Below are 14,799 nucleotides of genomic sequence, written 5' to 3' on the forward strand. Positions count from 1 at the left end.
TGCCCTCATCGTTCCCGCGGAGCGATAGGTAGTCACCCGCATTGATCCGGCCCGTCCGGACGGGTTCCCTGGTGGTCACCGGCGAGCGAGCGGGGCAGCCGCTCCCCGACCTGGAGGGATCCACGAGATGAGTGCACGTCACCACGCGCCCAGCGCGACCGCCGTCCCGGCGACGGACGGCCCGGACCCGGCCGGGTCCACCGTCCGGATCTCCCCGTCCCCCCGCAAGGCCGGGAACCATCCGCTGGCCCTGGTCCGGCTGGCCCGGCTGAGCCGCTCCGGTCCCTCGCACTGGGTGCACTGACGGTCCACCGCAGGCGCACCGAACGCGCCGGTCCCCGGAGCTGCCGCGTGCGGGCGGCGGCGGCCGGGGACCGGCTGATCATGGATGGACGAACGGCCCTGCCCGGGCGAGCGGGCAGGGCCGTTCGCCGTGCCGGGGCTGTCCGGGTCAGCAGCCGGACGGCACGGTGATGGTGGCGGTGGCGGGCGGCCAGCCCCACTCGGTGGTCTCCAGCGAGGCCGTGGCGCTCGACCCGCACGGCACGGTGACGGTGAGCCGGCCCACCGCGACGCCGCTGCGGTCCACCAGGACGCTGGGCGTGATGGTGCCGAGCGTGCCACCGCCGACCAGCGAGGCGGTCAGCCGGTAGGGGACCGTGCGGGCGGTCCAGCCGAGGCTGCCGGGCGAGGTCTGGCCGTAGAAGGTGACCTGGTCGCCGCTGATGGTGACGCAGATGTCGTTGACCACCACGCCCCGGTATCCGGTGACGCACGTGCCCGGGCCGGCCGGGGAGGTGTCGGCGGTGACGCCCTGGGCGGCGGCGCCGGTGGCCCCGGCGGCGATCAGGACGGCGCTGGTGGCGAGGGTGGCGAGGAGCCGGTTCATCGGGTGATTCCCGTTCATGGGTAGGGACGACGGCGTGAAGCCATGTGACATTTCACGCTTCACACCTCACATGCTGGCATCGATTGAGGCGGAATTCCTAATTCCACCCTGCCTTTTGAAGCCAGATACCGAATCCAGCCTTCTTATGACCGAATCCCGTCTTCGGCTGGCGCTTCATGGCACCCGGTTTCCGCGCATGAACACTTCATTGCGACCGTTGCCCGGGCGGTGCGCCGCCGCGCAGGATGAACCGGCCCGGCCGCGCGGACGAACGCGCGGCGGACGGGCGGCCGACAGGAGGCGATCGTCGTCGTGTCCGTGCAGCAACTCCATCTCGCCGTACGCCCGCCCGGCGTCGGCGGGCCCATCACACCCGCCCCGCTCGACCGGCTCTCCCGACTCGACCGGCTGGCCCGGCTGGCCCGGGCCGCCGAGCGGGGCAGGTTCGACTTCCTGCTCCTCACCGAAACCGCGCCGCCCGGGCCCGAGGTCCTGACCGCCCTGAGCGCCCTGGCCGCCGCCACCACGCGGCTCGGACTCGCCGCCGGCCTCGGCCCGGCCGCCCATCAGCCCTACGAACTGGCCCGGCGGCTGGCCTCGCTCGACCACCTCAGCGAGGGCCGCGCGGCCTGGAGCGTGACGACCGGCCCGGACGGCGCCGCCGCCGCGGGCGGCCTCCGGCACGGCAGCCCGCCGCCGGAGGCCGACCGGGACGCCCACGCCGCCGAGTTCCTGCGCGCCGCCCGGACGCTGTGGGACAGCTGGGCGGAGGACGACGTCCCGGCCGACCAGGCCGACGGCGCCTTCGTGCGACCCGGCGCGGGCGCCTTCGCCCACCGGGGAACGCACTTCGACCTCTCCGGCCGCTTCACCACGCCGCGCGCACCGCAGGGCCACCCGGTCGTCGTCCGGACCGTCACCGCCCCGCAGGACCTGGCCTCGGCGGCCGCCGACGCCGACGTGCTGGTCGTCCCGTACACCGGCCTCGCCGAGGCCCGGGAGCTGCGCCGCGACCTCGCCGACCGGCTCGCCGCCCACGGCCGGTCCCCCCGGGACCTGAGGGTGCTCACCGCCGTCACCCCCGCACTCGCCGACGCCCCCGGCGCCGACGTCCCCGCCACGGACGTCCCCGCCGCCGACGTCGCGGGCACACCCGACCAGGTCGCCGCCACGCTCGCCGCGTACGTCCGCGGCGGCGGCTCGGACGGCTTCCTGCTCACCCCGCGCCCGGCCCCCGACACGCTGGACACGCTGGACGCGTTCGTCGACCGGGTGGTGCCGCTGCTCCAGGCGGAGGGCCTGCACCGCACCGAGTACCCGGGCCCCACCCTCCGCGACCACCTCGGGCTCGCCCAGGCCCGCCGACCGAGCCGGGAGGCCACCGCATGACCAGCCCCTCCGCACCCCGATCCGGCGGCGGCCTCCCCCCGCTGCACCTCGCCGTCGCCCTGGACGGCGCCGGCTGGCACCCGGCCGCCTGGCGCGCCGAGGGCGCCCGCCCCGGCGAGCTGTTCACCGCCGGATACTGGGCCGACCTGGTGACCGAGGCCGAGCGGGGCCTGCTCGACCTGGTCACCTTCGAGGACGCCCTCGCCGTGCAGTCCGTGGGCCTGCAAGGGCCCGACAACCGCACCGACCAGGTGCGCGGCCGGCTCGACGCCGTCCTGATCGCCGGCCGGGTCGCCCCGCTGACCTCCCGGATCGGCCTGGTGCCCACCACCAACGTCACCCACACCGAGCCGCTCCACCTGGCCGCCGCCCTCGCCACCCTCGACCACGCCGCCCCCGGCCGGGCCGGCTGGCGTCCGCAGGTCTCCGCCCGCTCCGACGACGCCGCCCACTTCGGCCGCCCCGCCCCGGCCACCCTGACGCCGGCCGACCTCGCCTCGCCCGACACCATCTCCGCCCGCCTCGCCCCGATCTTCGACGACGCCGCCGAGGTCCTGGCCACCGTCCGCCGGCTCTGGGCCGAGCGCGGGCACGCCCTCCCGGTCACCGTCCTCGCCCACGCCCGCATCCCGTACGAACTGGCGGCCAAGGGCGGCGACGTCGCCTACGTCACCCCGCACTCCCCCGACGACACGGCGGCCGTCCTCGCCGCGGTCGCGGCCGCCGCCACCGCCGTCGCCCGACCCGCCGACCGCCCGCTCAAGGTCCTCGCCGACCTGGTGGTCCTCCTCGACGACCGCCCGGGCGAGGCCGCCCGCCACAAGGACCGGCTGGACGAGCTCGACGGCGCCCCGCTCACCTCCGACGCCGAGGTCTTCGCCGGCACGCCCGCCGAACTCGCCGACCTCCTGCTCTCCTGGCGCACCGTCGAAGCCGACGGCCTGCGCCTGGACGGCTTCCGGCTGCGCCCCGCCCGCCTCCCGCACGACCTGCTGGCGATCACCCGCGGACTCGTCCCCGAACTCCAACGCCGCGGCGCCTTCCGCACCGCCTACACCACCGCCACCCTCGCCGACCACCTCGCCCTGCCCACCCTTGCCACCACCCGCACCTGACGCCGGTTCACCGAGCTCGGACCGAAGGCTCGGCCCCGGGGCAACGGAGGGCCCCGGGATCAGGTCCACGCGAGCAGCAGGACGCTGCCCCGGGCCAGGAGCACGCCGAGGTGCTGGACCGGGCGGATCCGCTCCTTGCGGACGACGCGGGCGAGGAGCACCGTGCCGACCGGGTAGCGGGAGGCCGGCAGTCCGAGGGCCCGTCCTCAAACCCCCGCCCGCCGGGTGGGGGTCTGAGGACGGGCCCTCGTCCTATGGCGGTCAGGGGGCCGTCGCGCACGGCAGCCCGGAGGGTCAGCCCCGCCCGGCAGCCGTCGCAAGCCGTTCTCGGCATCCGTACGCCCGGCGGCCGTACCCACGAGGCCGGGCAAGTCGCGGACGGAGAACGGAGACCGGGCCATTGCTGGTCGGCGAGAGGGCGGGATAGCTTCGTTCCTGTACCACCCGTCATACACCTGCCCTGGCGTCACTCTGCCCTCGGGCGGGTCCTGCACCCCGGATGATGTGGAGACCCCATGGCTCGACGACGTGCCTTACTGCGGCTCGGCCCGGCCGTACCGATCGTGCTGTCGCTGACCGCCTCGCTCGGATTCCTCCCCACGGCGGCCTCGGCAGCGCCGCAGGTTCGGCCCACCGCGCAGGCCGAGGACGCGCAGCCCCTGTCCTACGTCGTCAACACCGCGACCGACCGTCGCACGATCGCAGCGGTCCAGCAGGCCGTCACCTCGGCCGGCGGCACCATCGTCGTCAGCTACGACAGGATCGGCGTCATCGTCGCCCACTCGGCGAACCCCGACTTCGGCGAGCGGCTGCGCGCGGTACGCGGAGTGCAGTCGGCGGGCGCCACCCGGACCTCGCCGCTGAGCACGGTGGGGGCGACCGGCGAGGGTCCGGTCCAGTACCTGACGGAAGCAGAGGCCGCGAAGCTCGCGAAGGCGTCCGGCGGCGGAACCGAACCCCTGGAGGCCGAGCAGTGGGCCCTGCGGACGATCGGCGCGGACAAAGCCGCGCGGATCAACCCCGGCAGCAGGGACGTCACGGTCGCCGTGATAGACACCGGCGTCGACGACACCCACCCGGACCTCTCCGCGAACTTCTCGCCCTCGCAGTCCGCGAACTGCGCCGGCGGCAAGGCCGACACCACCTACGGCTCCTGGCGGCCGGCGGACCCGGCCTACTTCCACGGCACGCACGTGGCGGGCTCGATAGCCGCGGCCCGCAACGGCATCGGCATCGCGGGCGTGGCGCCCGGGGTCAGGGTCGCCGGCATCACGGTCGCCCAGCCCACCCCGCGCCAGCTGATATACGCCGAGAGCGTCGTCTGCGCCTTCGTGTTCGCCGCCGACCACGATGTGCAGATCACCAACAACAGCTACTACGTGGACCCGTGGCAGTACAACTGCCTGGACGACCCCGACCAGAAGGCCATCGTCGACGCGGTCAACCGCGCCCAGCTCTACGCTCAGCGCAAGGGCACCCTCAACATCGCCGGGGCCGGCAACTCCAACCACGACCTGGCCTCCGACGCCATCGCCGACGGTCGCAGCCCCAACGACTCCACCCCGGCCGACCGGACGATCGACCCGCACAGGTGCTTGGACCTGCCCGCGCAACTGCCCGGCGTCGTCACGGTCAGCGCGACCAGCGCCAAGAACACGAAGTCGTACTACTCCAACTACGGCCTCGGTGTGATCGACGTCGCGGCGCCGGGCGGCGACCGGTACCAGCCCTCGGACGCGCCGTCCGGACACCCGGGCGTCCTGTCGACGCTGCCGGGCAACCAGTACGGCTACGAGCAGGGCACGTCCATGGCCACTCCGCACGCCTCAGGTGTGGCCGCACTGCTCAAGTCCGCCCACCCGCAGGCGACACCGGAGCAGTTGCAGGCACTGCTCAAGGCCCAGGCCGACAACCCCGGATGCCCGGCCGACCCGTACGACGGGAACGGCGACGGCGTCGTGGACGCCGCCTGCGCGGGCGGCAGGCGCGTCAACGGCTTCTACGGCTTCGGCATCGTCAACGCGCTGCGCGCAGTCCGGTAGCCGCACCGCACGCGCAGGTCCCACTGCGGCGGTCGCCCCGGGACAACCCCGGTCCCGACCCCTGGACGAAGCGCCCCCGGCCATCGCGGACGGGGGCGCTTCGGCATGCGTTCTCGACCTGACCGCCCAGGGCCTCACCTTCGACCCCACCCGCCCCGTCCTCGAACGCCACCGCCCCGACCTCCTCGCCCGGCAGACCGCCGAGTTGCTCGCCCGGAAGACCGGGCGGGACGCCCGGACGGTGCTGGTCCGGCCGGAACTGGTCGAGGTCGCCTTCGACGGCCTCCAGCGCAGCCCTTGCTGCCCCGCCGGACCGGCCCGGCGGGGCAGCCCCCGCTACCCCGCCGGGCAGCCTCCGCTACCCCGCTGGGCCGGCCCGGCGGTTCGCCCGGGTGCTGCGCTACCGGCCGGACAAGAGCGCCGACAAGGCCGAAACAGTGTCCTCCGCAAGGGAGTTGGCTACCACCGAAGGCTTGTGAGGCCGTCCGCGCGGCCGGGTCCGCCGACCCCTCCGGCGAAGTACCGCGGATTGAAACGCATTGCGCCGCAACGGGGTTCACACGCAGGGGCCGAATCAGCCATTCTCGATCCGGCCACCGCACCCCTCCGTGAACGGACCAGCGATGGCTAGGTTGACCGTGACAACGAGAGGCGGCCGCCAGGCAGTCGGCGCCGCCCTGGCGAAAGGTGCCCGACATGCAGGTGAGCGTCGACCGGGACCGTTGCTGCAGCTCCGGCATGTGCGTCACGAACGCCCCTGCGGTCTTCGACCAGGACGACCGTGACAGTCTCGTGAGGCTCCGTCAGACCGTCTTGCTGCCCGAGCAGTTCGACGACGTCAGACTCGCCTCCGAGCTCTGCCCGGGCCGGGCGATCACCGTCACCGGGGACGAGCCCGCGCGGACCGGGGCCTGACGGACCCCGCCGCCGATCCCGCAGGCCGCCGGGACCCTTCCCGGGTCCCGAACCCCCACGAGAACACCCGCGACGTGAGGAAACCCCCGCTTTGACCACCGCACCCACCACCCCCGTCCTCCCACTGCCGGCCCGGCACTCCGGCGGCTGCCCGTTCGGCCCGCCGCCCGCGTACTCCGAGGCCGCCGCCACCGGGCCGGTGACCAGGGCCGAGCTGCCCGACGGCGACCTCTGCTGGCTGGTCACCGGCTTCGCCGAGGTCCGCACCGTGCTGTCCGACCGCCGCTTCAGTGCCGACATACGCCACCCGGCCTTCCCGCTGCTGGTCGCCGGCGCTCGCGAGCTGATCACCGACAATCCGGACTTCCTGCGGCTCGACGACCCCGAGCACGCCCGCCAGCGCCGCATGCTCACCGGGGAATTCCTGGTCAAGCGGGTGGAGGCGCTGCGCCCGGAGATCCAGCGGATCGTGGACGAGGCACTGGACCGGATGACCGCGGGCCGGACCACGGCCGACCTGGTCACCGACTTCGCGCTGCCGGTGCCCTCGCTGGTGATCTGCCTGCTGCTCGGCGTGCCGTACGAGGACCACAACCGCTTCCAGAGCCTGAGCCGCACGATGCTCAACCAGGAGAGCACCGTGGAGCAGCTCCGGGAGGCCCAGGAGGAGGTCCATGGCTACCTGCGCGACCTGACGGCCCGCAAGCGCGCACAGCCGTCGGACGACGTCCTCAGCCGACTCGCGGCGCGGGACGACCTGACCCCGGACGACGCGGCCGCCATGGGCGTGCTGCTGCTGATCGCCGGGCACGAGACGACCGCGAACATGATCTCGCTGTCGACCGCGCTGCTGCTGGAGAACCCCGAGCAGATCCCCGGCCTGGCCGACCCGGCCACCCTGCCGGGCGCGGTGGAGGAGCTGTTGCGACTGCTCACCATCGTGCACACCGGCCTGCCCCGGGTGGCGCTGGAGGACGTGGAGCTGGGCGGCGTCACCGTCCGGGCCGGGGAGGGCGTGATGGCGATGCTCTCCACCGCCAACCGGGAACAGGCGGTGTTCGGCGGCGCCGGCCATCGGGCGACGGACGAGCTGGACCTGTACCGGGACGCCCGGCGGCACCTGGCGTTCGGCTTCGGCGTGCACCAGTGCCTGGGCCAGCCGCTGGCCCGCGCCGAACTCCAGATCGCCCTGGAGACGCTGTTCCGCCGGCTGCCGGGGCTGCGGCCGGCCGGCGAGCGCGAGTTCCGCACCGAGTCGTTCATCTACGGGATGCGGTCGCTGCCCGTGACCTGGTGAGCGGGGCCCAATGGAGAACTCCCACGCCTCCTCGGAACCACCGCGCGGCCCATCTCCGAGCCGGTGGCCAGGTTCGGCGGGCAGCCCGTATGGCCGGCCGGGCCCACCTGGCCGGTGGACCCGGCCACCGGGCGCCCACTGGTGTCCATCGGGCAGTTCCCGATCCCCGGCGACGACCCGGTTCTTCCGGGAGCGCACCTGATCGGCCCGGCCGGGCCGATCAGGTCGCCGGCGCGCGGCGGGCCTCCAGGACGACGGTCACGTCGGCAGAAGCCACACGCGGTGGTCCTCCAGCGCCCCCTCTGTCCGTTCAGCGCCATGAGTGACGGATCCTCACGCGGCCGTACCCCACGGCCCCGGAGATCCGGATCGTCGGACCGCCCGGGCGGGGGCTCGACGGAGGCCGGTAGCGCAGGTCCTTCCACCCCGTCTGCAGAGCGTCGAGGTCGACGACCGCGTCGCGGGGCACCGTGATCCTGGCGCTGCCGGTGCCGAGTTGCAGCTCGATGTCGACCACCGGGTGCTCGATCACGGCCCGGGACAGGTCCAGGTGGACCCGTCCGAACGCGGACGCCACGGTGAGGAACCGCGGCACCCGCCACGCGCCGCGCCGCGCGATCCGTCCGCCGGCGGCGCCGATCGTGGCGGTGGTCTCCGCCGGCGGCGCCGGGAGCGAGGACAGGACGGTCACCAGGTCGCCGCGCGTCCTGGCGGTGAGCACGTGGTGGAGGCGATCGTCCATCTCCTCGTGCGAGAGGTGCCCTTCGGCGTACGCCCCCTGCACGCGCCGTACCGCGGTGTCGCGGTCGCCCTCGCCCAGCGCCGCCGCGAGGTCCTCCGGTTGAGAAGTCACCGCTCCACCCTACCGGCGTCCCCGCGACCGGCGGCAGCCCGTGGAACGGAGGGCGGCCGTGATCACCGTGCCCAGCAAGCGGGTTGTCGCCGGGCACGGGCCGTCGGGGCGTCAGCCGATCTGGATGGCGGCGACCCTCGGCGGGCGGTTGGGGAAGGTGATGTCGTGCCAGCGCTCGATCCGCACCGAGTCGCCGTTGACGTCGAAGTAGGTCAGGTCGTTGTTGCCGGTGGAGATCCGGTCGACCCACCACCCGCCGAAGTCCGTCCTTCCCCCGTTGGCGTAGCAGTCGACGCTGTCGCGGCCGTCGAGGTGCGACCAGATCTTCAGGAAGTCGTTGCGGCCCCCGTCGCACTGGACGTGGTCGATGGCGTAGGCGCTGCCGCCCGGCACGCCGAGGGTCAACGCGGCGGCCGCCGCGAACGTCACGACCGTGGACCAGACGGCCCTCGTGCTCTTCGAGATCACAGGTTTCTCCTTCTCCCGGGAAGGTCGGTGCAAGGCCCGGCCACGGCACGGCACTTGGGCCGGCGACCGGGAGCCCCAAGCTAGCGACTCCGTGTCCCCCGGACGGCCGCAACACTCCGGGTCCGAACGGCGCAGGCGCAGCTTCACCCGTTCGTGGAGCCCGCCGCTGACGGAGGAGCCGACGGGCGGTGATCGGTAGGGTGGCGGGGTGACTGAACCCGGGCGGTGCGCGCTGCTGTTCCTGGACGTCGACGGGCCGCTCATCCCGTTCGGCGGGCCCGGCCCGTACCCCACCTACGGGCGGGCCGACGGGAATCCGCTGCTGGCCAGGATCGATCCCGCGCACGGACCCCGGCTGGCCGCGCTGCCGTGCGAAGTCGTCTGGGCGACCACGTGGATGGACTCCGCGAACCTGTGCATCGCCCCGCTGCTCGGCCTGCCGCCGCTGACCGTGGTGGACTGGCCGGAGCCCTCCGAGGAGGAGTACGCGGCGGACGAGAACGACGGACCGTACGAGCCGTACGGTCTGCACTGGAAGACCCGTCCGCTCGTCACCTGGGCCGGCGGGCGGCCGTTCGCCTGGGTCGACGACGAGATCACCGCGGTCGACCGGGACTGGGTCGCCGCGCACCATCCGGGGCCGGCGCTGCTGCACCGGGTCGATCCGCGGGTGGGGCTGACCGACGGCGACTACGCGGTGCTCGACTCCTGGCTGCGGCAGCCGTTCTGACCCACGGCGCGACACCACCCGGTCCGGACGGAAGGACGGTTTCCGGTCAGGGTCCCGCCGGGGCGGGACGGACGTCCTGGGGCGGGAGGTGCCGGTGCGGGGGCGGGCGGGGCGACCGGGGCGGGAGGCACCCGGAGGGGCGGCCTCCGGACCCCGCGCGAAGGGCCGGGCGGCGCGTGCCGCGGGCCTGTGCCGCCGCCCGGCGCGCCCCTACGATGTGAGCGCCGTCGGGCCTGACCCCCGACCCCGTCACTGCCGGCCGATGCCGGGTGGCGCCGGTCCCCTCCCTGAGGGACCGGTCGTCCCCGTCGGCCGCCGCGCGCCGGCTCACCCCGGGCACGAGCGGAACCGCAGTGCGGGCACCACCGCGCAGGCCGCCCGTGATCTCCGCACACCCGAGGAGTACACCCATGCACGCCGGCACCGCCGTACCACCGGTCAGACCCGTCCCCGCCGACCGCGCCCTGCGCGCGGTCCGCGCCCCGCTGCTCGTCCTCGCGATGCTGGCCGCCCTGCTGGGCGTCAGCCTCCCGGTGGCCGGCCCGGCGAACGCCGCCGTGCCCGACCGCTGGGGCTTCGCGTTCCTCGACACCCCGACCCCGCCGACGCCGGGCTACGTGCCCGACACCAGCCGCCAGTGGGGCAGCTGGCCCTCGCCGGCCGCCAACCCGGTGACGGTGGACCAGCTCGGCACCGGGTCCTACGTCGTGCACTTCCCGCTGATCGCCGGCCCCGGCGGCATCGCGCACGTGACGGCCGTCGGCCGCACCGGCAGCTGGTGCCAGGTCCGGGGCTGGTCCACCGCCGGCACCGGGCAGGACGTCTCGGTGGGCTGCTACCGGCCGGGCGGCGCTCCCGAGGACACCCGGTTCACCGTGCTCTACACCACCAGCAGCGGGGTGCCGGCCCCGGCCGTCGGCGGCTACGGCTACGTCTACGCGAACACCACCGGCGCGGTGATCACCCAGTACAACTCGACCGGCGGCACCAACGCGGTCGGCTACGGCGGCACCGGCGTCTGGAAGGTCTGGCTGCCCGGCCTGGGCCAGGCCACCCCCGTCGGGAACATCGAGGTCACCGCCGTCGACCCGGTCAACGGCGCGCGCTGCAAGGTCGCCGACTGGGCGCCCTCCGCGAGCGGCCAGACCGTCGTCGTCAACTGCTACAACGCCGCCGGCGCGCCGTACGACACCCGCTGGACGCTGAGCTACGCGGAGAAGCGGGCCGTGCACGGGGCGGCGCTGCCGCCCAAGTCCTACGGCTACCTGTGGTTCAACGGCGGCGTGCCGGGCGGGACCAACTTCAACTCCTCCGGCGGGGTCAACACGCTCGCCGGCTCCGTCCCCTACACCGTCAACCTGCCGAACATCGCCGTGCCCTCGGACACCGCGCAGGTCACCGCCTTCGGCCCCGGCCCCGACTACTGCGGCCTGGCCACTCCCTGGGCCCGCAGCGCCGGCACGGTGAACCTCTACCCGCTGTGCTTCAACAGCTCGGGCGCTCCGATCGCGTCCCGCTTCCTGACCGCGTACACCTCCGCGTTCTGATCCTGCCGACCGCCACACCGCCCGTCGCCGGGCCCGGACGCCGCGAGCGTCCGGGCCCGGCCCCGGTGTCGGCGGGAACCGGGGGGCGCGGGCGGGCGACGACCGGTTGGTCCGGATGCCACCGTGCGCGTGCGGCGGGCCGGTCCTGCGGTCACGTTGAGGAGATGGACATCGTCGTCGTACTGGAACCGGACACACCCACCAACATCCGGATCCTCGGGCCCGACCACACCCCCGCGGAGCCCGAGATCCCGGTGCGCCGCGCGCACACCGCCCCCACCGAGGCCTCCGGAGCCTGCGGCCCCCGCACCCTGTGCGGCCTGGACACCTCCGACATGACCCTCGCGCCGCACCGCTCCGGCGAGCTGGGCGGGGCCCGGACCCGGACCCATTGGCACACCTGCAGCACCTGCCGGAACGCCGGGGAGAGCCTCACCCCCGAAGCCCCCGCCGCGCCCGCCGCGCCCCACGTGCCCAACGCCTCCGACGCACCCGACGCACCCGGTGACGGCACCGGTGCCGCCCACGCCGGGAACGCGCGCGCGGGCGACGATCCTGCTCCGTGAACCGCCGTTTCCGGGGCCGCAGCGAGCACCTTAGGCTGACCGGATGACAACTGACCGCAAGACCCTGCTCGCCCCGGTGCTCCTGGCCGGACTCCTGCTCGGGACGGCCGCCTGTTCGTCGTCCGGTGCGGCGGACGCCCCGTCGGGTGGCGGGGCGCTCTCCTTCGGCAAGGTGAAGTCGGCGGTCCAGGGCCTCGGCCCCGATGCCTCCTGCCCGTTCGGCCTGGACCTGGCCGGGGCGCTGAAGGCGGTCGGGATCGAACGCGGTGTCACCCCGGCGGCCGGTACGGGCGGGCGGCCGGTGCGGGCCGAGGTCGTCCCGGGCGAGGAGGCCCGGGCGATTCCGTCCGGCGTCACGCCCAGCCCGGCGGTGGCATCGCTGCCGGCGCGGCCCGAGAGCGTCCAGGTGTGGTGTTCCTACACCGCCGGGACGACCCCGCTGGAGATCGCCGTGCTCGCCGCCCCGGCCGAGGGGATCGCGCTCAACCTGGCCCTGCCCTACCTCCAGCAGGCCGGCGATCTGACGGGCGACCAGCTGGTCGCCGTCTCGGGCGGCCAGCCCGCCCCCGGTCAGACCGGCACCACCCCCGGCCGCGGGTCGGTCGGGATCGCCCGGATCGCGGTCGCGGACAAGGGCGACCTGACGCTGCTGGTCAGCCAGGGCACGAAGGCGGCCACCCCGGACGCGGCGCTCACCGGCGAGCCGCTGCGCGCGCTGGCCGGCAAGCTCGCCGCGCAGCTGCACGTCTGAACCGCACCCGGACGGCCGACCCGGTCACCACCGGGCCGGCCGCCGGACCCGCCCTCGGGGACCGCTCGCCGGCCCGCTCGCGGTCAGGGCCCGGCGGTGTCCGAGCGCTGGACGGGTACGGTCGGGACCCGGTCGTGCTGCAGGGACCGCAGGTCGGCGAACATCCCCGGCTCGGCAGCCAGCCGCTCGAACGTCCCCTCCTGGATCACCCGGCCGTGGTCGAGCACCACGATGCGGTGCGCCACCCTGGTGTTCTCCAGGTTGTGGGTGACCAGCACCGTCGCGCAGTCCCTGGCGACCTCGGCGAGACCGGTGAAGATCCGGTGCTCGGCCCGCGGGTCCATCGCGCTGGTCGGCTCGTCGAGGATCAGCAGGGTGCCGGCCCGGGCGCGGTGGAAGGCGGCCGCGGTGACCACCCGCTGCCACTGCCCCTCGCTGATCTCGGCGCCGCCCCAGAACTCCTTGGCCAGCAGGGTGTCCAGGCCGCCGGAGAGCTCGGCGATCACCTCGTCCGCGCCGGTGGCGGCGGCCGCCTCCAGCACCGCGGCGTCGCCGGCCTCGTGCGGCTGACCCAGGGTGATGTTCTGCCGCGCGGTGAGCGGCCAGTGCGCGAAGTCCTGCTGCACGAGCGCCGTCTGGCGCCACAGCAGGTCCGGATCGAGGTCCCGGGTGTCGACGCCGTCCCAGGTCACCGTCCCGCCGTCGGGCAGGGTGAGGCCGCACAGCAGCTTCATCAGCGTGGACTTCGCCGCCCCGTTGACCCCGACCACGGCGACGATCTCGCCCCGGCGGACCCGGAAGTCCACACCCTTGAGGGCGACCCGGTCGGATCCCGGGTAGCCGAAGGTGACGCCCGTGGCCTCGATCACCGCCGTCCCGGCCGGCGGGGCCAGCGCTCCGCGGTCCAGGCGCTGGGCCCGGGCCATCGCGATGAACTTCTGCCAGTCCCCCACGTACAGGCCGGTGCGGTGGACGGCGGCGCTGTAGTTGGCGGCGGTGTGCAGGTCCGCGGCGGCGGAGCGCAGCGCGATCACCGCGGTGCCGGCCGAGGCCAGGGTGACGTGGCCGTCCGCGAGCAGCCAGGCGAGGCCGCCCCAGACCAGGCACGCCCCCACCCCGGACGCCGCGGCGCCGTACAGGCCGAGCACGGCGGCGCGGCGGGCGGCCGTGTCGCTCGCCTCGGTGACCTTGGCGACGGCCCGCCGGTGGATCCGCAGCAGGAACGGCGCGATGGTGTTCGAGCGGACCTCCGCGGCCAGCCGGCGGTCGCAGAGGAACCAGCGCAGCACATCGGCCGCGCGGGTCGCGCCGAAGGTGGACATCATCGCCCGGTAGAAGGCGTTGGCGGCCGCCGTGCGCGCCAGGGCCTGCGGAATCACCGCGAGGACGAGCAGCGGGAGCAGCACGGGGTGGATCGTGGCGATCACGAACCCGGCCGCGACCAGGCCGGCGGTGTAGCCGATCACGTCGCGCGCCTGGGAGAGCAGGTCCCGGGTGGCGCTCGCGCCGCGGTCGCCGGCGTCCCAGGCGGCCTGGAAGCTGGGGTTGTCGTAGGCGACGAGCTCGGCGCGGGTCGCGGCGTCGATCAGCTCCAGCTCGGCGGCGCGGGCGATCTTCGGCCCGATCCGCTCGGCGGCCCACTCGCTGGTGATGCGCAGCAGGGCGGAGGTCCCGGACATGGCGGCGAGGAACGCCACCGACGGGAGGGAGCGGGTCAGGCGCTCCGCGATGGAGCCCGCGCCGGCCACCAGTTGGGTGATCATGCCGGTGGTGGCCAGCAGGCCGAAGGCCTGGGCGACGGCGGAGGCCGCCGCGCAGCCGAGGAGGACGAACAGGGCTGGCCGGTCGGCCTGCCGGCCGAGGCGCAGCGCGAGGGCGAGGAGCCGGGGCAGCGCCCGGGCGGTGGCCCGCAGGGTGGTCTTGGTGCCGTCGATGATCTCCGCGTCGCTGCCCGGGGGCTGCCACTCCATCATCACGGAGTCGTCGGCGCCGTCGGTGGTCGTCGTGGTCGTCGTGGGGGTGGTCGTCGTGGGGGTGGTGGGGCTCGGCGAGCTCACGCGGCGGCCTCCTCGCGCGGGTGGACCGGCCGGGGCGCTCGCCCTCGAACGGCTGTCCCACGAGGAGTTCCGGCGAGTGAACTCCGCAGTTTCGCAAAGGACTTGGCTGTCCTCCAGGGGGCTCTCATGGCGGAGGATCCTGCCCCGGCCACCCCGCCGCGTTCAACCTCGGCGGTTCCG

14 protein-coding genes are annotated in these 14,799 nt (G+C 74.7%); 10 read left to right on the forward strand and 4 right to left on the reverse strand.

Annotated features, from left to right (window positions below; all coding sequences use genetic code 11):
• Positions 1-127 precede the first annotated feature (127 nt).
• Positions 128-304, forward strand: coding sequence for a hypothetical protein (locus ACFU9E_RS23585; RefSeq protein ID WP_380690408.1), 177 nt, complete (start codon positions 128-130; stop codon positions 302-304).
• A gap of 147 nt (positions 305-451) precedes the next feature.
• Here the strand turns inward: ACFU9E_RS23585 and ACFU9E_RS23590 are convergent, their stop codons facing one another.
• Positions 452-889, reverse strand: a complete 438-nt coding sequence (locus ACFU9E_RS23590) for a hypothetical protein (protein ID WP_380688524.1) — start codon at positions 887-889, stop codon at positions 452-454.
• A 312-nt stretch (positions 890-1,201) separates the two neighbouring features.
• Here ACFU9E_RS23590 and ACFU9E_RS23595 point away from each other — a divergent pair, with 312 nt between their 5' ends.
• The 5 genes from ACFU9E_RS23595 (at position 1,202) to ACFU9E_RS23615 (ending at position 7,647) form a co-directional block, all read left to right on the forward strand.
• Positions 1,202-2,278 (forward strand): LLM class flavin-dependent oxidoreductase, encoded by a 1,077-nt coding sequence (locus tag ACFU9E_RS23595; protein WP_380715310.1) that lies wholly within the window; start codon positions 1,202-1,204, stop codon positions 2,276-2,278.
• Complete coding sequence (locus ACFU9E_RS23600) at positions 2,275-3,393, forward strand: LLM class flavin-dependent oxidoreductase (RefSeq protein WP_380688528.1); 1,119 nt, start codon at positions 2,275-2,277, stop codon at positions 3,391-3,393. The genes ACFU9E_RS23595 and ACFU9E_RS23600 overlap by 4 nt, the downstream gene beginning before the upstream one ends.
• Before the next feature lie 515 nt (positions 3,394-3,908).
• Positions 3,909-5,435: a S8 family serine peptidase gene (locus tag ACFU9E_RS23605; RefSeq protein ID WP_380688531.1), complete on the forward strand. Its 1,527-nt coding sequence runs from the start codon at positions 3,909-3,911 to the stop codon at positions 5,433-5,435.
• A 696-nt stretch (positions 5,436-6,131) separates the two neighbouring features.
• Positions 6,132-6,350: a ferredoxin gene (locus tag ACFU9E_RS23610; protein ID WP_380451477.1), complete on the forward strand. Its 219-nt coding sequence runs from the start codon at positions 6,132-6,134 to the stop codon at positions 6,348-6,350.
• Between the two features lie 91 nt (positions 6,351-6,441).
• Positions 6,442-7,647: a cytochrome P450 gene (locus tag ACFU9E_RS23615; protein ID WP_380688004.1), complete on the forward strand. Its 1,206-nt coding sequence runs from the start codon at positions 6,442-6,444 to the stop codon at positions 7,645-7,647.
• Between the two features lie 310 nt (positions 7,648-7,957).
• On the opposite strand, the gene ACFU9E_RS23620 is transcribed toward ACFU9E_RS23615, so the two are convergent.
• On the reverse strand, positions 7,958-8,500 hold the full coding sequence (locus tag ACFU9E_RS23620) for a DUF1707 domain-containing protein (RefSeq protein ID WP_380688006.1): 543 nt from the start codon (positions 8,498-8,500) through the stop codon (positions 7,958-7,960).
• A gap of 111 nt (positions 8,501-8,611) precedes the next feature.
• A complete protein-coding gene (locus tag ACFU9E_RS23625) occupies positions 8,612-8,968 on the reverse strand; it encodes a beta/gamma crystallin domain-containing protein (protein WP_380688008.1) in 357 nt (118 codons plus the stop codon).
• A gap of 208 nt (positions 8,969-9,176) precedes the next feature.
• Here ACFU9E_RS23625 and ACFU9E_RS23630 point away from each other — a divergent pair, with 208 nt between their 5' ends.
• The 4 genes from ACFU9E_RS23630 to ACFU9E_RS23645 all read left to right on the forward strand — a co-directional run bounded on the left by ACFU9E_RS23630 (position 9,177) and on the right by ACFU9E_RS23645 (position 12,562).
• A complete protein-coding gene (locus tag ACFU9E_RS23630; protein WP_380688010.1) occupies positions 9,177-9,698 on the forward strand; it encodes a hypothetical protein in 522 nt (173 codons plus the stop codon).
• 410 nt (positions 9,699-10,108) lie between these two features.
• Complete coding sequence (locus tag ACFU9E_RS23635; RefSeq protein WP_380688012.1) at positions 10,109-11,245, forward strand: hypothetical protein; 1,137 nt, start codon at positions 10,109-10,111, stop codon at positions 11,243-11,245.
• Positions 11,246-11,409: 164 nt separating this feature from the next.
• The gene (locus ACFU9E_RS23640) at positions 11,410-11,811 is read left to right on the forward strand and encodes a hypothetical protein (RefSeq protein ID WP_380687992.1); all 402 of its coding nucleotides are present in this window, start codon (positions 11,410-11,412) and stop codon (positions 11,809-11,811) included.
• Positions 11,812-11,854: 43 nt separating this feature from the next.
• Positions 11,855-12,562 (forward strand): hypothetical protein, encoded by a 708-nt coding sequence (locus tag ACFU9E_RS23645; protein WP_380687990.1) that lies wholly within the window; start codon positions 11,855-11,857, stop codon positions 12,560-12,562.
• An 83-nt stretch (positions 12,563-12,645) separates the two neighbouring features.
• Here the strand turns inward: ACFU9E_RS23645 and ACFU9E_RS23650 are convergent, their stop codons facing one another.
• Complete coding sequence (locus ACFU9E_RS23650; protein WP_380687988.1) at positions 12,646-14,619, reverse strand: ATP-binding cassette domain-containing protein; 1,974 nt, start codon at positions 14,617-14,619, stop codon at positions 12,646-12,648.
• Positions 14,620-14,799 lie beyond the last annotated feature (180 nt).

Source organism: Kitasatospora sp. NPDC057595 (assembly GCF_042800875.1).
In the GTDB taxonomy this organism is placed as follows: domain Bacteria; phylum Actinomycetota; class Actinomycetes; order Streptomycetales; family Streptomycetaceae; genus Kitasatospora.